This is a genomic window from Pseudoalteromonas sp. L23 (assembly GCF_021728455.1).
Taxonomy (GTDB): Bacteria; Pseudomonadota; Gammaproteobacteria; order Enterobacterales; family Alteromonadaceae; genus Pseudoalteromonas.
On sequence record NZ_JAKKCW010000010.1, the window covers coordinates 56353 to 79886 of the forward strand.

General features: G+C 41.8%; 19 protein-coding genes. 4 read left to right on the forward strand and 15 right to left on the reverse strand.

What is annotated here, in order from left to right:
- Positions 1-43: 43 nt before the first annotated feature.
- Positions 44-1054, reverse strand: a complete 1011-nt coding sequence (locus L3V43_RS16335) for a LacI family DNA-binding transcriptional regulator (protein ID WP_010604256.1) — start codon at positions 1052-1054, stop codon at positions 44-46.
- A 137-nt stretch (positions 1055-1191) separates the two neighbouring features.
- On the opposite strand from L3V43_RS16335, the gene L3V43_RS16340 reads away from it, so the two are divergent.
- Positions 1192-3675, forward strand: a complete 2484-nt coding sequence (locus tag L3V43_RS16340; RefSeq protein WP_237117006.1) for a prolyl oligopeptidase family serine peptidase — start codon at positions 1192-1194, stop codon at positions 3673-3675.
- 79 nt (positions 3676-3754) lie between these two features.
- On the opposite strand, the gene L3V43_RS16345 is transcribed toward L3V43_RS16340, so the two are convergent.
- The 7 genes from L3V43_RS16345 to L3V43_RS16375 all read right to left on the reverse strand — a co-directional run bounded on the left by L3V43_RS16345 (position 3755) and on the right by L3V43_RS16375 (position 9369).
- On the reverse strand, positions 3755-4603 hold the full coding sequence (locus L3V43_RS16345) for a DMT family transporter (protein WP_102058507.1): 849 nt from the start codon (positions 4601-4603) through the stop codon (positions 3755-3757).
- 186 nt (positions 4604-4789) lie between these two features.
- On the reverse strand, positions 4790-5572 hold the full coding sequence (locus L3V43_RS16350; protein ID WP_237117005.1) for a Rossmann-like fold-containing protein: 783 nt from the start codon (positions 5570-5572) through the stop codon (positions 4790-4792).
- A gap of 46 nt (positions 5573-5618) precedes the next feature.
- Positions 5619-6074, reverse strand: coding sequence for a hypothetical protein (locus L3V43_RS16355; protein ID WP_102058509.1), 456 nt, complete (start codon positions 6072-6074; stop codon positions 5619-5621).
- Between the two features lie 58 nt (positions 6075-6132).
- Complete coding sequence (locus L3V43_RS16360; RefSeq protein WP_102058510.1) at positions 6133-6711, reverse strand: hypothetical protein; 579 nt, start codon at positions 6709-6711, stop codon at positions 6133-6135.
- A gap of 69 nt (positions 6712-6780) precedes the next feature.
- Positions 6781-7863: a methyl-accepting chemotaxis protein gene (locus L3V43_RS23770; RefSeq protein ID WP_010607417.1), complete on the reverse strand. Its 1083-nt coding sequence runs from the start codon at positions 7861-7863 to the stop codon at positions 6781-6783.
- 173 nt (positions 7864-8036) lie between these two features.
- Positions 8037-8816: a GGDEF domain-containing protein gene (locus L3V43_RS16370; RefSeq protein ID WP_010607418.1), complete on the reverse strand. Its 780-nt coding sequence runs from the start codon at positions 8814-8816 to the stop codon at positions 8037-8039.
- Positions 8817-8946: 130 nt separating this feature from the next.
- Complete coding sequence (locus L3V43_RS16375; protein WP_235367889.1) at positions 8947-9369, reverse strand: DUF3429 domain-containing protein; 423 nt, start codon at positions 9367-9369, stop codon at positions 8947-8949.
- A gap of 228 nt (positions 9370-9597) precedes the next feature.
- Here L3V43_RS16375 and ahpC point away from each other — a divergent pair, with 228 nt between their 5' ends.
- A complete protein-coding gene (gene ahpC / locus L3V43_RS16380) occupies positions 9598-10167 on the forward strand; it encodes an alkyl hydroperoxide reductase subunit C (protein WP_010377859.1) in 570 nt (189 codons plus the stop codon).
- A 105-nt stretch (positions 10168-10272) separates the two neighbouring features.
- Positions 10273-11841, forward strand: coding sequence for an alkyl hydroperoxide reductase subunit F (gene ahpF / locus L3V43_RS16385; RefSeq protein ID WP_237117004.1), 1569 nt, complete (start codon positions 10273-10275; stop codon positions 11839-11841).
- A 364-nt stretch (positions 11842-12205) separates the two neighbouring features.
- On the opposite strand, the gene L3V43_RS16390 is transcribed toward ahpF, so the two are convergent.
- Positions 12206-12694, reverse strand: a complete 489-nt coding sequence (locus tag L3V43_RS16390; RefSeq protein WP_211865944.1) for a DM13 domain-containing protein — start codon at positions 12692-12694, stop codon at positions 12206-12208.
- 641 nt (positions 12695-13335) lie between these two features.
- On the opposite strand from L3V43_RS16390, the gene L3V43_RS16395 reads away from it, so the two are divergent.
- Positions 13336-14913: a lytic polysaccharide monooxygenase gene (locus L3V43_RS16395; RefSeq protein ID WP_237117003.1), complete on the forward strand. Its 1578-nt coding sequence runs from the start codon at positions 13336-13338 to the stop codon at positions 14911-14913.
- Positions 14914-15004: 91 nt separating this feature from the next.
- Here L3V43_RS16395 and L3V43_RS16400 read toward each other — a convergent pair whose 3' ends face one another.
- The 6 genes from L3V43_RS16400 to L3V43_RS16425 all read right to left on the reverse strand — a co-directional run bounded on the left by L3V43_RS16400 (position 15005) and on the right by L3V43_RS16425 (position 23510).
- The gene (locus L3V43_RS16400) at positions 15005-15541 is read right to left on the reverse strand and encodes a YaeQ family protein (RefSeq protein WP_010607423.1); all 537 of its coding nucleotides are present in this window, start codon (positions 15539-15541) and stop codon (positions 15005-15007) included.
- Positions 15542-15678: 137 nt separating this feature from the next.
- On the reverse strand, positions 15679-18120 hold the full coding sequence (locus L3V43_RS16405; protein ID WP_237117002.1) for a leucine-rich repeat domain-containing protein: 2442 nt from the start codon (positions 18118-18120) through the stop codon (positions 15679-15681).
- A gap of 512 nt (positions 18121-18632) precedes the next feature.
- A complete protein-coding gene (locus L3V43_RS16410) occupies positions 18633-19769 on the reverse strand; it encodes a hypothetical protein (RefSeq protein WP_237117001.1) in 1137 nt (378 codons plus the stop codon).
- A gap of 122 nt (positions 19770-19891) precedes the next feature.
- Positions 19892-21400, reverse strand: a complete 1509-nt coding sequence (locus L3V43_RS16415; protein WP_174170648.1) for a hypothetical protein — start codon at positions 21398-21400, stop codon at positions 19892-19894.
- 11 nt (positions 21401-21411) lie between these two features.
- Positions 21412-22251 (reverse strand): GEVED domain-containing protein, encoded by an 840-nt coding sequence (locus L3V43_RS16420; RefSeq protein ID WP_237117000.1) that lies wholly within the window; start codon positions 22249-22251, stop codon positions 21412-21414.
- Between the two features lie 11 nt (positions 22252-22262).
- A complete protein-coding gene (locus L3V43_RS16425; protein WP_010607428.1) occupies positions 22263-23510 on the reverse strand; it encodes a hypothetical protein in 1248 nt (415 codons plus the stop codon).
- Positions 23511-23534: the final 24 nt, after the last annotated feature.

Consider the following 23534-nt stretch of genomic DNA (forward strand, 5'->3'; position numbering starts at 1 on the left):
GCGCTACATTTATTGCTAAGCGCTAAGCGCTAAGCGCTAAGAGTTACGATGATTCTCTGATCTGCAATGACACATCCACTAGGGTTCTAACGGCAGGTTGCGATTTGTTTAAAATTTCGGATAACGTATGGCATGTCCGCTTACCGATGTCGTCGGCATCAATTCTAACGCTCGTTAATGCGGGTTTCATCAGCTGGGAGTCTTGCAAGTCATCAAAACCGACAACTTTGATGTCTTCACCAGGTACCAGTCCATGTTCGCGCATGGCTTCAATTGCACCGTATGCAATGACGTCACTAAAGCAAACGATAGCTTTTATCTCTTTATGGTTAGTGATGAGAGTATTAAACGCTTCTCGGCCCCCTTGGCGATTGGTTGGAGCAGCGATCGCAGGTTGCGCTTCATTTAATCCATTGAGCTTTAGAGCGCTTTGGAAACCAGACAGTCGCTCATGGTAATCTGAAATTTCGGGAGTACCACCCAGAAAAGCAATGTCTTTTATGCCTTGCTCAATGAGGTGAGTCGTTGCTAGGTGAGTCCCTTTTTTATTGTCAGGTAGAATACAGGGGGCTTTCGCGAAGGCCACTTCACGCATAATGGTAATAACTGGAAATCCAGAGTCAGCCAATTGGTCCAGCCACTCTCGTGGAGTACTTGGTGCAGGCACCATAACAAAAGCACAAACGTTGTATTCTTTAAGTGTGTTAACCACTTGGCGTTGGCGATTAAAGTCTTCGCCTGTATTGACCAGCATAGGCACCATACCTAATGCGTAAATATGCTTTTCTAATCCAACAGCAAGCTGAGCAGAGTACGGGTTAGTTAAGTCGTTGATAACAACCGCAACAAGATTAGACTTTTTACTACGTAGCGCTGCTGCGTCGCGATTATAAACATACCCCAGCTTTTCGATGGCTTTTAGTACTTTCTCTTTGCTTTTATCGCTGACTTTATCGCTATGCGTTAGGACAAGGGATACTGTTGATTTAGAAACTTGTGCCTCTTCGGCAACATCAAAAATGGTAACCTTAGCGAGTTTTTTATCGTTGTTCATGCTAATTCGTATCAATTATGGCTGGTTAAGTGACTAAGTGTACATCAAGTTTTCATCGCATTAAATCGCAAATCTCTGCACATTTCCCGATAATCGTTATATGATCACCTGCTAAACGCCGAAGATAGGTAAATACAGTGAAATTATTAAAACAAATCACATTTATCATATTAATGACTACCGTATCATATACGGTATGTGCACAAGAGCAAGGCTACATGACACCTTCTCCAGAGCTGGCAAAGCTTGTTGATGCACCATTGATCCCAACCTCTAAATTGAGTGCAAATGGTAATTGGTTGGCATTGTTACAGCGCAATAGGGTACTCACGCTCGAAGAGCTTAGACAGCCAGAGCAAGCGCTTGCGGGGATAAAGTTCAATCCGCAAACCTTTATGCGGACCTCCAGCCGCCAATATAGCTCTATTGAGTTTAAACATGTCGCAACCGGTGCCTTAATTAAGGTGACAGGTCTACCTAAAGGCAAGATCAAGTCTCCAAGCTGGAGTGCAGATAGCCGCTATCTTGCGTTTATTCTTGAACAAGAAAATAGTGCTACGCTTTGGGCTTACGATATTGAGCAGCGCAATCTTAAACAGCTTACTCAATCAACATTAAATGGCGTGGTGACTTCAACGCCATATCAGTGGTTGCCAGACAGTACTGCAATTATCGCGAATATTGCTATTAATCATGGCAAACAGCCAAGCGCAAAAGATAAATCCAGCCTAACGCCAATAATACAAACCACATCTGGCAAAAAAGCATCAACACGCACTTATCAGAATTTATTGTCTAGTCCCTATGATATTCAGCTATTTAAGTTTTATTCTGAGGGGCAGTTAATTAAGCTAAATCTGAATGCCAGCGCGCAGCAAATTGGTAATCCAACGTATCTTAAACATTTCTCTGTTTCGCCAGACTCTACCAATCTAGTGGTTGGTATGATGGCAGATCCCTTCTCATTCCAAGTGCCTTACAGCCGTTTTCCAGCGGTATGGCAAGTGTGGGGAATGCGTGGCTATCCATTATTTGAAGTTGCAAGACAACCGCTAGCCGACGCACTGCCTGCGGGCTTTGATAGCGTGAGAGAAGGGCCTCGAAAGATCCAATGGCGTGACGACCATGGCGCGACACTGATATGGGCCGAAGCGCAAGATGGTGGGGATATGAGTGTGGAGGTTGACTATCATGACCACCTTTATACGATTAGTTCGCCATTCAAAAAGGAACCTGAACTTTTCGCAAAAGTAGAGCGTCGTTTTTCAAGTATTGAATGGGCTGATAACAATGTTGCGATTTTGAATGAATGGCGCTTTGCCGATCGCAGTATTCGTTCTTCTGTATTTTCTCCGCGTAATCCAGAGCAAAATCGCATGGTGTTTTCAGAGCGCAGTTATAATGATGCATACAAAGATCCTGGCAACTTTGTATATGAAAATAGTGATTTAGGTTCAAGAGTATTGAAGTTAGTTGGAGGCAGGTATTTGTTTTTAACGGGCAACGGTGCATCTGAGAAAGGCAACATTCCTTTTTTAGATCGTTTTGACGTAAAAACCAATACTTCAACTCGTATTTGGCAGTCGAGCGAACCTTATTACGAAAGAGTGCGTGCAATGTTAGATGACGAAGGTATGCGCTTTATTACCGTGCGTGAGTCACGCCAAGAACAACCCAACTTTTTTGTCCGTGACTTACAGTTTGATACTTTGGAGCAGCTAACTAAGTTTGCGCACCCTTATCCTGCATTTAAAGGTGTTGTAAAAGAGCAAATCAAGTACAAACGTGATGATGGCGTTGAGCTATCCGGTAATCTTTATCTTCCTACAGATTATGACCCATCAAAAGGCCGTATACCTGTGTTGATGTGGGCTTATCCGCTCGAGTTTAAAGATAAAGCCGTTGCTTCGCAGGTGCGTGAATCGCCTTATCAATTCCCATATATTGGCTATTGGGGGCCAATGCCGTATTTAGCAAAAGGTATTGCTGTTTTTGATGATCCGACGATGCCGATTGTCGGGGCTGGCGACACACAACCAAATGATACATTTAGGCAGCAATTGGTTGCGAGTGCGAAAGCTGCTGTTGATACCTTAGTAGAAAAAGGTATAGCAGATCCTAAGCGCATTGCGATTGCAGGGCATTCTTATGGAGCATTTATGGTGGCTAACTTACTCGCCCATAGTGACTTGTTTGCCACTGGCATTGCACGAAGCGGAGCTTATAATCGCACCTTGACGCCATTTGGTTTCCAAGGTGAGCCGCGTAACTTCTGGGAAGCGCAAAACGTCTATGCCAGCATGTCGCCTTTCTTCCACGCGGAAAAAATCAATGAACCTATGTTGATGATCCATGGAGAGGAAGATCCAAACTCAGGTACTTTTCCTATGCAGTCTAAACGTATGTTTGCTGCAATGAATGGTTTAGGTGCCAATGCAAGGCTGGTGATGTTGCCAGAAGAAGGCCATGGGTATAAAGCACGAGAAAGTATTTTACATGTACTTTGGGAGCAAGAGCAGTGGCTTGAAAAGTATCTGTTCCCTGAGAAGGAAGAAGCAATCCCTGAAGACACGTCAACAGATGAAATGATCTCGGTCGCAACGGAAGCGACAGTTAACTAACAATAATCGATACAATAGAGGGAGTAGTAGATCTTCTCCCTCTATTTACCCTATTTCAGTTATACGAAAATTAAGCTACCTACTCTTTACTAGACACCGAACTGCCGACGGAAGCGGTAATTACCATAAAAATAGCAAGCCATTGCCAAACAGTCAGTAACTCTCCAAGAATTAAAAAGCCAGCCAACGCCGCAACCGCAGGTTCAACGCTCATTAAAATACTAAACCCTTGTGCGGGCATTTTTCGAAGCGCTACCATTTCTAGGCTATAAGGCAGGGCGCTGGATAACAAACCAATTGCGATACCCAATGGAATAAGTGACCAATTAAGGAGGGCTACACCTTGAGACATCACGCCAAACGGTACGATAGTAAGCGCGGCAACCGTCATGCCGATTGCCACAGTCACCCCGCCGGAGCTTTCGTTGCCTGAGCGCTTACCATAGAGAATATATCCTGCCCAACAAGCGCCAGCAACCAAGGCTAAAGCAACACCTACTGGGTCTAAACCATTGACATCGCCAAGATCTGGTAACAACAGCAAAATTCCTAAAATAGCAAATGCAACCCACAAATAATCACGTTTCCGTTTAGATGAAAATAGCGCTACGGCGAGTGGCCCGGTAAACTCTAAGGCCACACCAATGCCAATAGGGATACGTTCAATGGCATAGTAAAAGGTGATATTCATGCCGCCCAAACATAGGCCATAGACGATGAGTGGTCGCCAGTTTGTCGGTAAATGACGCCAAGGCTTGAACACCAAGCACAAAATAAGAGCTGAAAATCCTAGGCGATATGCTGTGGTGCCCTCAGGCCCAACAAATGGAAATAACTGCTTGGCAATAGAGGCTCCAGATTGGATGGTGACCATAGCGCAAAGCAGGCATAAAATCGCAATGACAAAGTCGCGGCTAAGTAGTGACATTGAGACCCCAACAAGATAAATAACAAGCTTAAAAGATGGCGATATAAGGCTAGTCTAATCGTGTCTAAATAATGGCTCAATTACTTTTGTATATTTTATGCCTTTATTGGTTTTTGAAATGGTTATTTGTTGATTTATTTACTTTTAATTTTCAGTATTTTCTTTTTGTTATCGTTCCAATTGTGCTTACGTATTCAGGTAGTTAAGCCAAGCACTTTCATGTTTTTGCATATTTTTATGCTTTTTCGAGTCTAAGTGCGCGAGCTTATCGCTGTCATTGATAAAAGGGCCTGCTCTACAAATGGTACAGTAATTATCACCCAAGTAGTCAGGCACTTTGAGTTTTTCTTTTATGGCGTGAGCTGGGTTAACAGACCAGTAATAGCTAATACCACTGGTGTCTTTTACGTGCTTATCACGGTCGACATTGCGAATTTGATACTCTGGGAAGTGTGAAATCTCAAACTGAGACTGACCGAGGTAATATTGTTCAAGTCCGTTGACAAGGCTGCCTTCTAGATCCCACTCAATATAGGGCTTTACGTCCTTTGAGGTAATGATCCCGAGTTGAGCGCCATTTGGGTCAAGTGCATAAGCCGCTGCGTTTATTAAGAATTCTCGCAGCAATTTCCGATTGAGGCTGTTAACGCTCAAAGTCTGGTTTTGGAAGCTTTCAAGCGAGTCAAACGCAGGAATGAGAGGAAACTGAAAAATTACCGCATCAAAGGCATGCGACGGCACTTTTTGCCAACAATGTGCCTCAGTGACATCAAATTGAGTCACTACATCAATCCCTAGAGTATGTAGTTTATCAAATGCATTATCTTGATATTTATGCTTAAGTTCACCTTCACTGTCGTAAACACTGGCAGTAAGATGGGCTGGAGCAAAGTACTTTGCTAATGAATATGAGAAGCTTAAATCGCCGTCACCAACGGTAAGAATACGCCAGTTTTTATCGAGTATCATGGAACTGTCTAAATCAGTAAAACGAGGAGTTTATCAAACTAGGCAGTTATCTTGTAGCAATTGGCTCTTTTATTAGTTTAAAACCAACTAGACAAAATACACCCGCCAAAAACCAAATGCTCCCAGCCAAAATTGCAAAACTGGTGGTTTTTTCAGGGAAAACTATAGCTAGCGGCAGTGTAATTGCTCCCCTTACTAAACATAACGTTGAAATAGTAAAGATGGCAGGGCTAAGCATAGGTAATGGTTTGATCCACTTGAGGGCCGAAAGTGCGTAGGCGGCAGTGGTTAGAAATAATGCGGAGATAAAAACGGTTGCAGTAGGCGCATACCAAGTGCCTGCGATGGCGGAGTCGATAATATCTGCTGGAGCAAGTTGCGCGCGATAGCAACTAGCACCCAAATAAATACATGAAAGATGTGCAACTGCAGTAAAGATAGCAATACCCGCAAATGTTGAAAGGAAAATACAGCCTATTATCCTTTTAGTCTGGTATTGCATTGATTTCCTTTATTTATATCGGAACGGTGTAGGACCATTATTTGTCTATTATAAGCGTTTATAACTCAGCATACCTAAATGAAGAGTTCTCTTTAAGAAGTAGTTTACACGTAAAAAAATACAGAGGAATAAGTGCCCAAAATGTATACGAATAGGAAAACTCGCTGCCAAAAGCCGTCATTACACACCCAACTAAAGGCATTGCAATGCCCAGAAAGTAATAAGCTCTGCTTTTATAAAGCCAACCAAATGGAATGAAGTGAGAGCCAAAAAGAATGGCGAAGGCAAAAGGGAACCAATTTGGGACTAATTGAAATACTAAGATTAATACTGGCCAATATAAAAATTGGGCGCATGCTAACACCGTCCCTAAGTTTGATAACGGGGGGTGTTTAGCAAATGGATTGACTTTGAACATTTTTGAGATTAGGAAGGCTATTGGGAATGTACTTCCGGTTGCAAAAATCACCATGACCAAAGCTTGTCTTTGCGGCATAAAATGAATGGCTAAAGTACAAAAGCAAATTACCATTAAACCTGCAAATGGGAATCCTATCCCTTTTTTAGTTAGGTTTATTAATTCATCTCGGTTGTCCATAATATCTCCCTGAGTCAGCCTTTTGCTCTCTCTAGCCATTGGGTATTAACCTTATCGTACCTCTGAAATTCGCTTTCGGTTGCTATGTGTCTGTAAAGAACTTGCTTATCAATGCCCTAGTTGATCGAGTAAGTCCATTACTTCAACGCTGGCATGTTCCATTTGGTTAAGCTGTTTTACTGCGCCTTGAGAATCGCCTGCTTTAAACTTTTTCATTGCTTCTACACCAGCTCTATGGACTTCTTTATGCGGAGCTTCTAGGCGTTTAAACGCGTTGTGACCGCCAAACTTTTGGGCGCCATCGCCACTAAACCACTTGCCTAAGCGGCACATCGTATGATCGGCAAAGTCGCTGATATTTTTATGGCTATTGCCAATAATAACGTTGTATACGTCTCCTTTCCAAACGACATGATCGAGCTTTACTGTCTGGATAAAAGTTTGAGTGGTAGAAACCAAAATGGTGTCTTTCATTGAATCACAACAACTTACAATCCCTTCGTATTCATCGTTTAAGTGTCCAATACTGTCAGATAGCGTGATATTAGACGCTTGAATTTCTTCTACAGCACTCACGGTTGTGTGAGTTGTATCGATGATTTTTTTGACTAAATCGGAGACTTCGTTAGCGGATTCATTGGTATTGGTTGCCAGTGCGCGTACCTCATCGGCGACAACCGAAAAGCCACGGCCAGCTTCACCCGCTCGGGCTGCTTCAATAGCAGCATTAAGCGCTAGCAGATTCGTTTGATCTGAAATTTTTGAAATCGTCGTAACAAAGGTATTAATGCTATCTGCCATCTGCGATAGGCCAGAAATATTGGTGGTCATTCTGTCCATATTACCGCCGAGCTGCTCCATTCCCGTGAGTATTTTACGCAATGCGGTTTCAGATTTAGAAAAGGCGGAGTTTACTTGCTCAATTGAATGGCTTTCTTCTTCAATACTCATAAAGCTCGCAAGAACGGTTTCGCGGATCCCTTGCACTTGGCTTAACCCAGTCAATGCACACTGCAGTAGTTGATTGTCAGTATTATCATTGAGCGCAGCTTGTGAGCTTACAACTTCTTGTTTTAACGACTCATTTTCAGCAACTAATTGCGCATTCGCATGTTTTAAACTGGCAATCTCTTGTTGCGCGGCTAATAAGGCTTGTTGGGTTTCATTGTTTGTAAATAGTTTTGCAAACACGTTATTTTCCCTTGTAACTTGATATTAACGCAAGCTTAGCAATCATTGGAAAATAGTGCTACTTCTTTAGCTTTTAAAAAAGCTATAAATTTAGAGAAGTTAGCGTAGAATTGTAATTGGATTTTGGTGCGCTGAGCGTCATTGAAATTTAACCAATAAAACAGTGCTAAGTGTTATCCTCGAGCACTAGATCTGAGTGATTTACCGCGCTTATCGCCATACATATGCTCATCGGCTTCGTGGATGATGAGATCAGCTTGTTTAGCTGGGTCAACTTTGACCATTCCAATACTGACGTTAATTTTGTAATCGTGTAATCCCTTTAATAATGCCGCTCTTACTTCGTCTGTATCCGGAAGCACTGCATTAATATAGGCAATAAATTCGTCTCCCCCGATACGAAAGCTGTAATCTAAGCCAAAGTAATCTTTCATATTCTGCGTAAACTTAATCAAAACCTCGTCGCCAATATGATGGCCATAGTTGTCATTCACTTGCTTAAAATTATCTAAATCGAGGTAGAGTAGCCATTGATCATCAAAGCGATGTGTTTGCAAGCCTTCAAAACATGCGCGACGACTACCCACGCCTGTCATCGCATCATGGTCAGCTTCATACCGCATCCGCTCCTCTAACAATCTTCTTCTCTCTACTTCTTTTTTTAGCTCTGTAATGCTGGCTCTTTTATTGGTGATCATGCAGTAAAAACCAAAGCTGATGAGTAAAAAACCGATATTTTTCAAAGAAGTGTCAAAGTTAAGTAAGGGAATGGAAAAACCGTCGGTGAAATTATCAATAATATCAAGGAGTAGGCCCGCACAATACACAAGTAGGGCAATGCGTAAGAACGAATTTGCGATTTCTCTGGTGATCAAATTGAATAAAGTGAAAGAAATGCCGAACCAGAACAACTCTTCGTAGCTCTCGTATTCGTAGTGACCAATATAGTACATGTAGCCACCAAAAAAGATGATGGCTATCCATATTACTAAGGGAGGTAACGCGCGTTTGATCAAATTACTTTGGCTTCTGGTGCTTCAGTTATCTTTAGTTATAGTTAATTGAACTTCAGAAGCAAGCCACTTATGTGTTTAATTCAAGTGCTTGAGCAATCATAAATAGATGACTAACAAAAACGAGAGAAGTCAGTACTGTTCGCATTTTTTGATAGTCTTTATGATAGTCACTCCAGCGGGATGAACTGCGCTCTATAAAATATACGAGCCAATATGCGATAGCGAGATAGAGAAGCAACCATTGTGGTGCTGCAATACTAAGTAGGGGGTAAGGGATCACGACAATCACGGCCAGTATCGCTTGTTTGTAGGTTTGCTCTCCTGCACGCCATAAACTGCCGGCCATAAAAGCTAGAATCCCCAGACTGTAAAATTGAAAAGCATGAAGCACGTCACTCGATGCACCTGTCATTAGCGTCCATGCGATACAAGCCAAAAAGGGAATAAAGCCAAAGTAACCAAGTTGAATATGATTGAAGTACGGGTGCATAGTCACGCTCTGCTGTAGTTAATTGCTGGGATCATACCGTAATTATCTTATTTTTATACTCTTATGCTGAATTAGTTGATCACTTATAAGAGAGCTATCAGTTTTTCCGATTACAGTGATTCAAACAATCCATTTTATTTAATCAGCACTTCCCCTTATCTTTGTACTCAAGCCAAGGCGAACAGTAATCGCCAACATTATTTAAACTAAACAACAGTGAGGAAAGCGATGAGCACTTCATTAATCAATACTAAAATTCAACCATTCAACGCAACTGCATACCATGGTGGCGACTTCGTAGAAGTTTCTGAGCAAGACCTACTAGGTAAATGGTCAATCGTATTCTTTTACCCTGCGGATTTCACATTTGTATGTCCAACGGAGCTTGGTGACTTAGCTGACTACTACGCACAGCTACAAGAAATGGGTGTAGAAGTTTACTCTGTATCGACAGACACGCACTTCACGCATAAAGCATGGCACGATGCGTCAGACACTATTAAGAAAATCCAATTCCCAATGATTGGTGACCCGACAGGCCGTATTACTCGTAACTTCGGTGTAATGATCGAGGAAGAAGGTCTTGCACTTCGTGGTACTTTTGTTATCAACCCAGAGGGTGAAATCAAAGTTATCGAAACGCATGACCTAGGTATTGGTCGCAGTGCTAAAGAGCTAGTACGTAAAGTACAAGCTGCTCAATACATCGCATCTCACGATGGTGAAGTATGTCCAGCTTCTTGGCAGCCAGGTGAAGAAACACTCGCACCTTCACTAGATCTAGTTGGCAAAATCTAATTTGTCTGGGGAGTGCGGTATGCACTCCCATCTCAACCATCTAGATGAATCAAATTCATCGTTTTTGCGAATTTTTACTGTAGTTTCTGCAGAGGGTTACCTTATATGTTAGACAACCAAATTAAAACTCAACTACAAAGCCATTTTAGCTCTCTACAACGTCCGATTGAACTCGTCATTACCGTTGATGACAGTAAAAAATCGCAAGAGCTAAAAGGGTTAGCACAAGACTTAGCGTCATTGAGCGACAAAATTACTTTATCTGAATCAATTGAAGGTGAACGTATCCCACAAATGGTGGTGCATGGTGTTGAAACAAAGAGCGAAATTACGTTTGCTGGTGTTCCTATGGGACATGAGTTTACCAGTTTGGTACTTGCATTATTGCATTCAGGCGGTCATGCAACTAAAGCATCGGCAGACGATCTCGAACTGATCACAAATATAGATAACGCATTGAACTTTGAGGTTTACATTTCACTGAGTTGCCAAACTTGTCCGCAAGTCGTACAGGCTTTGAATCTCATGGCGGCTGTTAACCCAAATATTACCACCACCATGATTGATGGCGCTTTGTTCCAAGAAGAAGTGGAATCACGCAACATCATGGCCGTGCCAACCGTGTACTTAAATGGTGAGCAATTTAGCCAAGGCGCAGTGAGCCTGAACGATATACTACTCAAATTGGATAGTAAAGCTGGTGAAAAACAAGCGGCATTACTTAACGAGAAAGACGTGTTTGACGTGCTCGTTGTAGGTGGCGGCCCCGCTGGTGCATCAGCTGCTATCTATGCTGCTCGTAAAGGGTTAAATACAGGGGTAGTTGCGGAGCGTTTTGGCGGCCAAGTTGCCGATACTTTGGGTATTGAGAACTTTATTTCAGTGCAAAAAACTGAAGGCCCTAAGCTGGTTGCACAGTTAGAAGAGCATATTAACCAGTATGGCGTTGATGTGATGAAGAACCAGCGTGCAGCGGCAATTAACAAAGGCGAAACTATTGATATCACGCTTGAAAGCGGTGCGGTATTAAGGGCCAAATCTTTAGTATTGGCTACAGGTGCACGATGGAGAAGCATGAATGTACCCGGCGAAACCGAGTACAAGGGTAGAGGCGTAGCATATTGTCCACATTGCGATGGTCCGTTATTTAAGGGGAAACCTGTCGCGGTTATTGGTGGCGGTAACTCGGGTATTGAAGCAGCTATCGACTTGGCAAATATTGTTGAACACGTCACGGTATTAGAATTTGCCGATACGCTTAGAGCTGACGAAGTGCTGATCAAAAAGGCGAAAAGCCTTGCCAACATCACCATTATTAAAAACGCACAAACCACAGAAGTAGTTGGAGATGGTAGTAAAGTAACGGGTCTTAATTACATAGACAGGGTCAGCGGTGACGCTCATTCGTTGGCACTGGCTGGCATTTTTGTACAAATTGGACTTGTACCAAATACTGAATGGTTAAAGTCGAGTGAAGTTGCACTTAGCCGCTTTGGTGAAATCGAAATTGACAGCAAAGGTGCGACAAGTCTAGCTGGTGTTTACGCCGCAGGCGATGCAACCACCACACCGTTTAAGCAAATTATTATTGCGATGGGTGGAGGAGCGACAGCAAGCTTAGGCGCTTTTGATTATCTAATTCGGTTAGGGCAAGACGACGAGCAAGCTGCTTAATTACTCGCATTACTGGAAAGAATCATTGCAACAATACACCCATGCAATGCTCCCAAGCCACACTCTAGCAGTGTGGCTTTTTTTGCTTTGATTTCGAAGATTCATCGCTGCGTAAAGCAGCTCCTACTCTAACGTGTAGAATGCACTGTGGGAGGAGGCTTATCCGCCGAGCAGTTACTAGCTTAGCTAATAGGATTTTGGCTGAATAAGAAACACAAGATCGCTGCGTAAAGCAGCTCCTACTCTAACGTGTAGAATGCGCTGTGGGAGACGATTTACCCGGCGAGAGGTTACTAGCCTAGCTGAGTGGATTATCTTCCGGTGAAGAAACACAAGATCGCTGCGTAAAACAGTTCCTTCAGTCCTACTCGCTACCAACGCGTTGTAATGGCGCTGCCGATATAAACTGCTCAAAATGTTCACACCAAATAATAGCGCTCTGAAACTGGGCCAGATCGACTTGGCGATATTTACGCTGCACGAACTGCGAAAATTGGTTTATGTTAGCAATTTCCACCACGGTGTGTTTTTGTGCTTTAAAGTCGGCTTCTGTCTCAATAAATGTTTTGGCGAGGTAAAGCCGATAATCAGGCCCTGGGGCTATCTCCCCCACAAATGCAATATGATTATCCGTAAAATAAATTTCACCAGTGGCGTAGTGTAATGCGTCTGAATCTTTAAGCTCCTTCTTGAATTGGCCTTTGTATGTTGCGGCTTTACTGATCGCCAGTATTTCTGTGTGGCTAGCCGCCGGAGGTTGCGTCATTATCGGTAAAGTGTACACACCCATAATAAACCCTGTGATAAACACCACAATGAGCAACAGTAACGTAAATAGCGTTCGCAAAATCATTTCCAAGTAAGCAGTAAAGTCTAAGTATAGCCAAATTATAAGGCTATAGTACAAAACGTGACTGAGTAAAAAGGATTGTTTTTAATATTTTTGATAAGAACAAAGTGTTTTTATTAAATGTAATTTAGTACCCAATGTAGATAAAACTTTACATAGAGTAGCGCCTTCTGATTGTTAACTATTAGAGAATAAAGTATTTCAATTGTTTTGATTATTGTAATAGTCAAAGTAAACAGGTGTTTAGGCCAGAGTTATGGCGTAAAGGCGTTTTCCAATCTGGTTATAAAGTACTGAATGTAATTAATAATCTCAGCTATTGTTATTGATTTGTGCTTGAGTAAAATGCCTCGAATTCGAGTTGATTCTTACAATAAAATTAACTTGGATACGTTTCTATTACAAAAAATGAAAGCGAGCATGTCATGGACGTGCGATAGCTTATCAGTTGTTAAAAAATGACAGCGTTGTTTTTTACTGTCGAAACACAGTAGCGCGACCAAGATAAGTTGTGTTTATCAACGTGCGAAACCTAGGTGCACAGAACAAGGTTGAATTTCGTGTGGCAAGCATCGATAGACTCTCGCTCATTCTAATCTTAATCGAAGTGGCGGCAGTCACTTCTCTAATACGAGTAGAAGAAAATGAAAAATTCAATGTTAACAGTCAGTATTGGCATGGCACTTGGCATGGCAGCATCGAACGCATTTGCACATGGTTATATGGATAGTCCAAAGGCAAGACAAGCGATTTGTGAAGAACAGGGGGGATTTTGGTGGCCAAAAGATGGAAGCAATATCCCGAACGCGGCATGTCGAGCAGCTTACCTAGCGTCTGAACATGTGCAGTTTGTTCAAAAGCATGAGTTTGCAGCGAATGTTCCCGATTATTTTAATTTGCAAGCTGTACAGGCTGCTGTTCCTGACGGACAACTTTGTGCGGGTGGCGATAGAAATAAAGCGGGCATGAATATCGCGTCGAGTGAGTGGCAAAGGACCGCGATAACGCCCAATGCTCAAAACCAAATTAACGTGAGATTTCGTGCAACAACGCCTCACAACCCTAGCTTTTGGCAGTTTTATCTCACCAAACCGGAGGCGGATATTCAGTCAACGCCCCTAGCGTGGCAAGATTTAGAGCTAGTGCAAGAGTATGGCAATGTTGACTTCTTCGTTGCGCCAGATGGTAAACGCTATTATGAAATGCAGGTCGCGGTGCCGAGTAAATTTAGCGGAGATGCTATCTTGTATACGCGTTGGCAGCGTGATGATGTTGTAGGTGAAGGCTTTTACAATTGTAGCGACGTCACTATAGTGCGTGATACTACACCGACTGAGCCGGTAAGTTGGACGCCTGCTGGATTTTTAATTAAACCTGGCCAACAAGCCAATGTAGGCGATACGGTATGGCTACGTGTGTTTGATGGTGATGGCCAAGAATTGGTACAAGAAAAACTGTCGATAACACAAAGCAATATCAATCATTGGACTGCGCAATTTGCTAGCACACTAAATAATAATCATGCGAATACGCTGCAAATTGGCGTACAACAAAGTGACGGCAATATTGTATTTGATGCTGCGCAACTCGCTGCTAATCAGCTGTTTGTAAGTTTTCCCCAGTACACTTTTAACCTTTCAATTCTAGCTAAGCCACAAAACCGCGCCCCTGTGGTTCATACCCCCGCCGATATCACGCTAAAAGAAGGCTCAAGCTCATCACTTCATGTTCATGCGTTTGATGATGACAAAGATCCACTCACCTTTGCATGGCAGATCCCTGTGCCACTGAGTTATAGCGGTAGCGGTGCAACTATCACGTTGGCTGCGCCTGAGGTTCAGCAAAATACCGACTATCAGGGGCAAGTCACCGTTTCTGATGGCACGTTTGAAAAAACTGTTAGCTTTACCATCACAGTGACTAACCAAACCGCACCACCACCAAGTGGTGACACATGGCGTGCCGATCAAGTTTATACCGCTGGCGATACCGCAGTGTATCAGGGCAAAAGCTATCGCGCTAAATGGTGGGTAAAAGGCCAAAAGCCCGATCAAAGTGATGCGTGGGAGCTGGTAGATAAGTCTGATGGCAGTAACTCATGGAGTGCTAATAAGGCATACACTGGCGGCGACAAAGTGAGTTATCTAGGCGTTGAATATCAGGCGCGCTGGTGGACGCGCGGTCAGCAACCTGGCACTGACTCAGTGTGGCGTAAGCTTTAATGTAAAGCACCTCTAATAAATCACTGGCAGATATCGCTGCCAGTGAGATCAAGTGTTCAATGAGTTACATCATCTAACACTGAGCAAAATGTTACATCAGCTGTTGTGGTTTGATTTCAATATTAGCACTATCAGAGCTTACCCATACTTCGCCATCTTGAATGGTAATAGTGAGCTTGATACTACGATCTGCTAACTGAGCTAAAGCCTGAGTCGCACTATAATCCAAGCTGAAAATACTCAGGTTTTTAAAGTCGTATAATTTCGGCTGATGTTTTTGCCACCAAATAGCTTGATTATTTTCACCATAGGTATAGAGGACCACTTGCTTTGATTTATTGCACGCTTTTTTAAGGCGTTTTTCATCAGGCAGTCCTAATTCAATCCAAAGCTCAATCTCTTCGCTGTAGTTCTTAACCCATAGCTCAGGTTCATCGTCAGCGCACAAGCCTTTAGTAAACTCAAGTCCCTCACACGCATTCAGTGCATAGGCAAGTAAACGGATCATTAACCGTTGTTCGTTTTCAGAAGGGTGTTGAGCTAGCGTTAAATTAAAGTCTTGGTAAACATGCCTGTCCATATCGCTAAGTGATAGTTGGGCTTTAATAATAGTAGATTTGAGCGCCATAAATTTGCTTAAAAAATTTTTGCGCTAGTATAGCGGATTGAGATAAAAATTTGCAGAATGTTATTGTGGAAATGAAACACAGCCTCGCAAAGAGACTGTGTTTATTTGAGCAACTTAATTAATGCTTAGCGTTAAAATTAATTACAGCTACTCGAGATACGCCAAACATTGGGTAACGACTCTTGTAGTTTGCTTACTTGAGCACAGTCGATATTTGGGTTTCCATATAAACTTAAATATTCCAGATTGGTCAAATCGAAAAACGGTGACAGATCTGAAATGTTGCTATTGTCCAAGTCTAAACTGGTAAGTTCGACGTAATTTTTAATTGCGCCATAGTTTGTCAGCTTGGTATTACTCAAATTTAACTCAGTCATGCTAGTAGGTAAAACAAAGAAAGAAAAGTCGTACACTATATCGTTATTTGTATTTAGTTGGAATTTAGTCAGCGTTTGAGGAAGTACCACTTTTGTCGTCAATTCATCATTTAGCCCATTAACTTCTATACTATTGAGTGAACTAAGTTGCGCTAAGTTTGGATCCCCTAGTAATGAACTGTTAATTGAACCAATAAAGTGTATGTGGGTAACATCTTCAAATTGAGCGATGCCTTCTAATGAGCTAATAAAAGAGCCGTAGCAAGTAAGAGTGCCTCGCCCCAGTGCGTCTTGATAACCTCGCACAATGATGCATTGTTTAAATGCTTCGTCAGTGATCAAACTCAAGTCGATAGGTTTTTTAATACAGTTGGAGTTAGCGAAGAGTGTGTTTATGTCATCAACAGAACTTAGTAGCTCCTGATCATCACAGTAAATGGCACTATCCTGTATTTTTAGACTTTCAAGTTTGTTCAAATTTGCAAGCATATCGGCTCTAAAAAATTTACTGAACTTTTGTAACGTCAGTGATTTTAAAGCTGTTAACGTAGCTACAGGAGAAATATCAGTTACTTTTGACTCTCTGATTGTCAATGTTTCAAGATTGTCAAATAGCGAGAGTTGAGAGATGCTTTCTAAATGGGGAAAACCTTCTAGCCTTAATATTTTCAAGTTTGAGTTAGAACCTAAATCGTCGAGCGTAGTTACTGCTTTAGCGTAGTAACTTTCACGTGAATGTAGTTCCACAGAATTAATTGCCGATAGGTTAGTTAGGTCAATTAGCTCTGAAAAGTTGTAAGCACTAGCGTAGAGCGAAGTTAAGCTTGGCAGTGCGATATTATTTACGCCTTCAAATGACCCTGCGTAAACATGAAGCTTTTCTAGTGCTTGCATCTCAGAAATATTATTAAAATCGAAATTATAGTTGACGTCTTCAATTTCTAATGTCGACACTTTAGTTAGGTTTGATAAAACGGATAAATCCACATTGTTACCAATCTGAGAAATACTCAATGTATTTAGATTTGGTGTCAAAGATAACCAGCCAAGGTCATTGATGTAATTCAGATTTGATAAATCAAGTGATTTCAGCTCTGGTATAGATTTTAAAAAGCTAAGAGATGAAATGTTCAGAGAATCTAGCGTTAGTGATTCTAGTTCAGTAAGGCTCGAAAGTTGGCTTGTATTACTAAGTCTGAATTGATTTAAAGACAAAGACCTAAGCGTCTTATTATTGATAATGCTGCTGATATCAAGTTGTGTGCTAGCAGCTAGTTCGAGCACTTCTAATTCACTAAATCCACTTAAAAATTCGAAATCCTGGATTTGTGTTTCATCTAGAACGAGCTTTTTCAATCCTGTTTTGGCTTCGATAGCTGCATGGTCTGCGGCAGCTACATTTTTTAAAAGTAATTCATTCAAGTTAGGTATGGAGTTTAAAAATGCAAGTGAACTTAAATCTGCAATGTTGTCTAGCGCTAGGCTATTTAAATTAGTGAAACGTCTTAATTCGCTGAGGTCATCGATGCGAAAATGTTTTAACTTTAAAGTCGTTAGGCTTTCACTCTGAAGCGTATTTAAGGCGAGCGTTTCGTAGTCGTAATCGTTGTTTGCTAATTCAAGAGTTTTTAATTGCTCGAAACCAGAAAGGTCTAAATTACTGAAATGTAAGCGTCTGTTTCCCCAAGTGTGTATGTCATTCTCAGTAATTGATAGTGATTCTAGCTTAGTAAGCGCACTTATTTGGGTTAAGTGAGTTTCAAGATATTGAGTATCAACGGTTTCTAAAAAAGCATTATCAAGCTTTAATGACGTCAGTGTCGAGATGTCCGCAAGCTCACTTAGATCCTTCAATTCTGCATTGGTAACATTTACAGTAGTTAAACCTGTTAACTCAGATAAACCTGATAATGTTTCGATTGGATAGTCACGACACTCAACAATTGATATACCTACATCTTTGTGTGTATCTGATAAGCACTGAGCAAGCGCCGCGTCTGAAATCGTTAAGCTTGAAAGTGGAGCGTAAGCACTTAGGTTGACGGTCAATTCCTGTGAACGTGAACTTCCTTTATCATCGGTAGCTGTTAGCTTAAACGTGAGCGTAGTTGCCTCATCAATATCCGGCGCGTGAAACTCTAGCGTTTCACTATTGTTGTTTGTGAGCTCAACAGTTGTACCAGCTGTCTGCTCCCAAAGCAAAGCTTCAATCGCTCCGTCTTCATCTGTTACGGTCGCAACGGCTGTGATTGAGTTCCTTTCTATTGCTGTAATTGGTCTATGCTTGCAATTACTGGGCTTTATTAGTTGGTGATTGGTTTGTCAGTTCCAGTATCATTGCTGTCGCTGCCACTTCCACCGCCACATGCGGCTATAGTTGATGCAAGCAATGAAGTTACGATTCCTTTGTATATAGCGCTTTTGATCATCTTGATATCTTGTTTTGTTTTATTGAATAGTCAGAAAGCGCAGAAGTGTACTTTATTTAGATACTAGTTTCCAATAGTTACACATGGTTCCTAGCAATGGTATAGCTATCTGTTTTAGGTGTGAATTTTAAAAACAAGAAAAACAATAAATTAAAAGGAAGCAGTACATTTTGTTTGAGCCGTAATAGCTTATTGATGATTACTGAAAAGAAGCGAGGCTATATAGCCTCATTGGTTGGAGAACAAAATAATAAGGACGAGTGAATAACGGAATAAGCGTGTTGTTTAATCAACGTTTGCGATTGCCGATTCAATGCGGTTCTCGCATAGAGTCGTGCCAGGCAGAGTCGCACAGTATTCGCCAGCTTGCTCGAGCCCAATGCGCTGAGAATTGCGAGCTGTAATACGAGCTGTAAGCTGTTCGATTTCAAGCGGGTCTTCAGACACAGCTTTAAATGCACTCAACCTTTCTATTTCGTCATACACTAAATCTTGATAACTTCTGAGTCTGGCGGACAGTGCAATATAGCGGTTAGGTATTGCTGTTTGACCAGCATAGGCGAGATCATAATGGCCAGAATCCTCATAGCTTTCGACTTCGTACTTTAAAACGTTTAAATGTTCGTCTTTAAGGTCGTCGACATAATCACCACCGTCTAGTAAGTAGCTAAATAGATTGTCGGCATATGTAATACAGGGAGTTAGGTTATCTGTTTTGCAGTGCATGGTGCCATTTTTACTGAGTCTAGCGAGTTCCGGCGTCATACCTCCATCGGTATTCACCTGAATCGTATAGACGGCATCTTTGGTTGCCTCTTGAAATACTTTGGTTTTAGTAAAAGTTTTACTGAAAAATAGAAACTTCACTTTGATTTTGGTCTGAAACCATTCGTATTTTGTGCGATCTTTGAAATGGAGCTTTGCGGTAACATAGATACGAGAACCAAGTTTGATATTGTGAATAAAGCTATCACCACAGCGGTTTCTTACCTGAGTTGGATCTGTACTGAGCAGCTCGACAAAAGCGGGTTTGGTGGTTCGATTTTCAAAGTTATAACTTCCTTTTTCATAGGTTAACTCGACCGCTGAGGCAGCTGAGTTTCTATTTTTGGTTACTTTCCTGCGCATGGAAAACTTGGCTGAGCCACCAAAAATAACTAAGTTGATACCAGCCTTTACACTACCTGTAATGGTATTGATCATGGTGTCGGAGTCAAAATCGCCACGATAAGCCAAGTCGCCCATGCTACCACCTTGAAATTGCCACTGACCATCGAGGCACGATTCAAGCGGTATGCCTAATTCCTGTTCAAATCCCTGTCCGAGTTGTTCATGCTCAGTATTTAAAGAGTAATAGGTATGTGCATTTGCATAAAAGCTTAACAGGCCACAGAGCACTATTAATATGGTTCTTAAGTGCATACATAAATTCCTGTAGATGGTTTACTGTGGAAAAGACGTGGAAGTAATAATTCAATATTCTACTGTTTATTACTTGCCACGCCTCAATTGGACTAATTGAGTCTTAGTGTTTTTACGACACACTAATTTTCAAAAGCGGTTCCATAAGTTGGCAGGGCTGATTTACATGGTAGCCAAACCATCACGCCCGCAGCAGGGTCATTTGCATCAACAAAAGAAGGCGCCCAGCCCAACTGTCTAAACCCAAGTGATACATGATTTTCTTCAACCCCAAAGTTTGCTGTTGCTTCTCGGGCATTTTCACATTTGAAGTATTGCGTCATGTTATCAGCTGGTATATTCAGATCGGCAAGCGTGTAGTTTTGTATGCAGCCGACGCCACTACCACTACAGGTATTTAGGTAATCGTTCCACGCATCTGTACAAGCTGTACCATAAGGGTTATCGCGACAAACTCGAGCATATTGCTCATAAATCCATGCATTGTTGTAAGCGGCTTCCTGTACGCCTTCTGCTTTTTGACGTTGTACATCCGTCATCCAACTAGCGTATTGCGCAAGTACACCACGCGCACGGTGTTCATGATTAACCGACTTTTTGAATTGATCTTCAAGCCATAAAGTACGGTAAGTGGTTTCAAAGCGAATATCTTTATTACCTGAATCTAAACGACGTACATCTTGTGAGCTGATCTCGTAAGGCGTAGCCTTGTAACGCACTACGTTGTAATCAGATAACGCATTAAACTGATTACCAAAATCGTTCTTCGCATAGTTCACCGCTTGTTCAAATAAAGTAAAGCAAGGCTCGTAGTTATCGAGCGAACAAGTGATAATATTGTTAGGGATTATGCTGAGAAGCTGTTTAGGATCACCGCCTTTTTGTAAGGCTCTGACGGTAATACGCACACTTTTCTTTAGGTCTTCGTCGATATAATTAAGCTTACCATCGACGCTAATACCAATATTACCAGCACCGTAACTTACCCCTAAGTAACCACCAATCTCACTTTTGTGCTGCTCACTTAAGTATTCAATTTTCATGTTAATGAGTAGCTGTGCACCGTATTCAATCTCACTGATAAATCCATCGCCAGCCATGCTCATTAGCTTACTTTGGTACTCATTTGCTAGCGTATTACCTGACGGAGTCAAGGTGTAACCAATGTTGGCATCCGCTGGCATAAGTACACGTTTTTTCGGTGTTAATGATGCTTGGAAAGTATAAGTATTAGAAAATTCAGTCGAGGACATCTCTTTGGCTAAGTGACCGCCAGCTTTCACACGAATGACTGGAAAGCCAACATCAACATCAACATTACCATTGAGTTGACGGAGCACTTCGTCATAGCTGCCATTGTTTACTAGTTCAAATTGCACACGGGTATTGCCGAGAGTTTCAACAGTTTCCCCTGCGACAGTTTGAACATTCAAAAAGCGCTTTTGGTCACTGTTATAAGCCGTACCTAGTACAATGTGATCGTTCATCAATCCAGGGATTTCGCTCTGAAAAGTATTTACATTCTGTGCTTTTTGCATTAATTCCGCTTCTTTCACAAAATTGGAATCTGCGAATGCGAAAGGTGTAGTGCCGGCAATAAGTGCCGCGATAGTCTGTTTGTATAAGTTCATGTTGCCACCTATTACTTCACGTAAAGGAGGTAATCTTCTACCTCTCCGGAGTCTACTTCTTTACATGCGTCATTGCTGCCACCCAAGTAATCCATAGTGACGCGCATTTTCGTCATGCCCTTTTTGGCGCCCGTTGGCGGTGTAATTTCTACCTGAACTGCTTGCTCAGAAACACCAGCAAATAAGGTTTCTTTTGTATCGTTAAAATCACCATCTTGGTTCCAGTCAATAAACACATGCCAAGTCTCTGGATATGTTTCTGCACTACTAAATCCTGGAGTTAACGTTAACTGGTAGCTTTTATCTGCATATATTTTCGCGGTATCGCCGACATAGTTACTGTAAAAGGTGTTGCTACTGGTATTTTCAATATTTGAAAATTTAACCGATTTGATAAACTCATAAGCACGTTCACGAGACTTCGTGGTGCAATAATTCGGTATTGCAGGTGTGATCATTACAGCACTGATCCGGTAATCAGACGGGATTTGCAAACAAGATGTCGTTGGCGATTTACCCGCAAACCAATTCTTTGGATTCGCATTGTCTTCATCTCCAAAGGTAAGGTATTTCGCATCAGTCCTGAGGGTACTATTTTTGTATAGCATTACTTTTTTAAGATTTGCTATTTTCTCATCATTTGGAATGGGAGTAGTGGGATCAAAGATATTATCAGAGACTTCAACCAATAGTCCTGGGTAGCACTTTTCCAACCATTGAAAGCGTCCTAGCGCTTGTTGTGGCGTAAGTACATCTCGAGATTCAAATAAAGTCGTATTTGCCTGCGCTGATGGTGCAATTGTGGCAGCAAAGGAGGCAATTAATGTGCTGGTTAGCATGACTTTTAACATAGTCTTATTCCTTATAATTCTAGCCATTTACGGTCATACTGATGAACGCGGCCACGAGTCTGTAACTCTCTATCGCGGCAGTAATTACCAATTGGATTACGCTTACAGTAGTCAACGGCGTCCGCCAGAATAAATGAGTTAAAGAGTGCATTATCGCGAATAGTTTCTAATGCAGTTCGATGTGAGTTATTCAACTCACTGGCATAGTAATTGAGTAGGTTATCGGCACGACGATTGTCGAGAATTGCTTGCACCCAATCATCGCTCATGTTTTTGAGCGCCAATTTAGTTAGGATGCTTTTGGCAGGATAGACATCATCAGGTACTAACGGGGATAGGCTTGGCCCTGAGTCAGTATAACTTTGTGTCAAGACTCGACCGACATTGTATTTATCTAAGGTATCAAACTGAGTTACGTAGTTAGTTTTGATGTAATCGATACTGTTTTTAAATACATCAAAGCATGGTGTTGGGTTTTCCATCGTACAGTTGACGAGTTGATTAGGGATCACCTTCAAAAGTTCAGTCGGATCACCACCAAGTTGTAGCGCAGAAACGGTAATTTTGATGTTACGCTTCACATCTTCGTCTACTTTTTGCAGTTTACCACTGACACTGACTTTACCCGCCCAGTCTACACCAAGCTGACCACCCCATTTGACTTTGTCTTCGTCATTTTTATATTGAAACTTGAGATTGATCATAACTTGAGAGCCGTACTCAATCGCAGATACAAACTCATTACCAATATTATTGAATTTATCTCCAGGGTTAGCATTGACCAAATCAAGCGCAGCTTGTGTAGGTTTAAACCCGGTTTGAGGATCCGCAACTAACAGCCGTTTTTTTGGTTTTAAGGAGAGAAATAGGGTGTAAGTGCCGGTGTAGTTATCTGCGGCGTTTTGTTTTGCGTAGCTTGCGCCAACCCCAACTTTTATGACAGGAACATCAAGTGCAGCGCCTAAGTTACCATCTAGCATGCTAGATAGTTGGCTATAGCTCATATCTACACCGACTACAAAATCCATTTCGGTATTACCATAGGTTTCATCAACTCGACCAAGTACACTTTGCAGTGCATAAAAGCCTTCTTTTTCGCTATGGTAAGCAGTACCGAGTGTCACTGAGTCTAAATCAGAATTATTTGCTTGGGTAGTGAACTCTGGATTAGCAACTTGACCCGCAGTAGCTGAAAAACTGCAGGCAAAAAGTCCCACTACCCCCATGGCACGTGCCAATGGAGAATATATAAATTTCATGTTGAATTCCTTACTGAGAAGTAT

Excerpts from the sequence above, each read along its gene's own strand:
- L3V43_RS16335 (WP_010604256.1), bottom strand. The coding sequence starts at position 1,054 with ATGAACAACGATAAAAAACTCGCTAAGGTTACCATTTTTGATGTTGCC.
- L3V43_RS16345 (WP_102058507.1), bottom strand. The coding sequence starts at position 4,603 with ATGTCACTACTTAGCCGCGACTTTGTCATTGCGATTTTATGCCTGCTT.
- L3V43_RS16350 (WP_237117005.1), bottom strand. The coding sequence starts at position 5,572 with ATGATACTCGATAAAAACTGGCGTATTCTTACCGTTGGTGACGGCGAT.
- L3V43_RS16355 (WP_102058509.1), bottom strand. The coding sequence starts at position 6,074 with ATGCAATACCAGACTAAAAGGATAATAGGCTGTATTTTCCTTTCAACA.
- L3V43_RS16360 (WP_102058510.1), bottom strand. The coding sequence starts at position 6,711 with ATGGCTAGAGAGAGCAAAAGGCTGACTCAGGGAGATATTATGGACAAC.
- L3V43_RS16370 (WP_010607418.1), bottom strand. The coding sequence starts at position 8,816 with ATGTACTATATTGGTCACTACGAATACGAGAGCTACGAAGAGTTGTTC.
- L3V43_RS16375 (WP_235367889.1), bottom strand. The coding sequence starts at position 9,369 with ATGCACCCGTACTTCAATCATATTCAACTTGGTTACTTTGGCTTTATT.
- ahpC (WP_010377859.1), top strand. The coding sequence starts at position 9,598 with ATGAGCACTTCATTAATCAATACTAAAATTCAACCATTCAACGCAACT.
- ahpF (WP_237117004.1), top strand. The coding sequence starts at position 10,273 with ATGTTAGACAACCAAATTAAAACTCAACTACAAAGCCATTTTAGCTCT.
- L3V43_RS16390 (WP_211865944.1), bottom strand. The coding sequence starts at position 12,694 with ATGATTTTGCGAACGCTATTTACGTTACTGTTGCTCATTGTGGTGTTT.
- L3V43_RS16395 (WP_237117003.1), top strand. The coding sequence starts at position 13,336 with ATGAAAAATTCAATGTTAACAGTCAGTATTGGCATGGCACTTGGCATG.
- L3V43_RS16400 (WP_010607423.1), bottom strand. The coding sequence starts at position 15,541 with ATGGCGCTCAAATCTACTATTATTAAAGCCCAACTATCACTTAGCGAT.
- L3V43_RS16410 (WP_237117001.1), bottom strand. The coding sequence starts at position 19,769 with ATGCACTTAAGAACCATATTAATAGTGCTCTGTGGCCTGTTAAGCTTT.
- L3V43_RS16415 (WP_174170648.1), bottom strand. The coding sequence starts at position 21,400 with ATGAACTTATACAAACAGACTATCGCGGCACTTATTGCCGGCACTACA.
- L3V43_RS16420 (WP_237117000.1), bottom strand. The coding sequence starts at position 22,251 with ATGTTAAAAGTCATGCTAACCAGCACATTAATTGCCTCCTTTGCTGCC.
- L3V43_RS16425 (WP_010607428.1), bottom strand. The coding sequence starts at position 23,510 with ATGAAATTTATATATTCTCCATTGGCACGTGCCATGGGGGTAGTGGGA.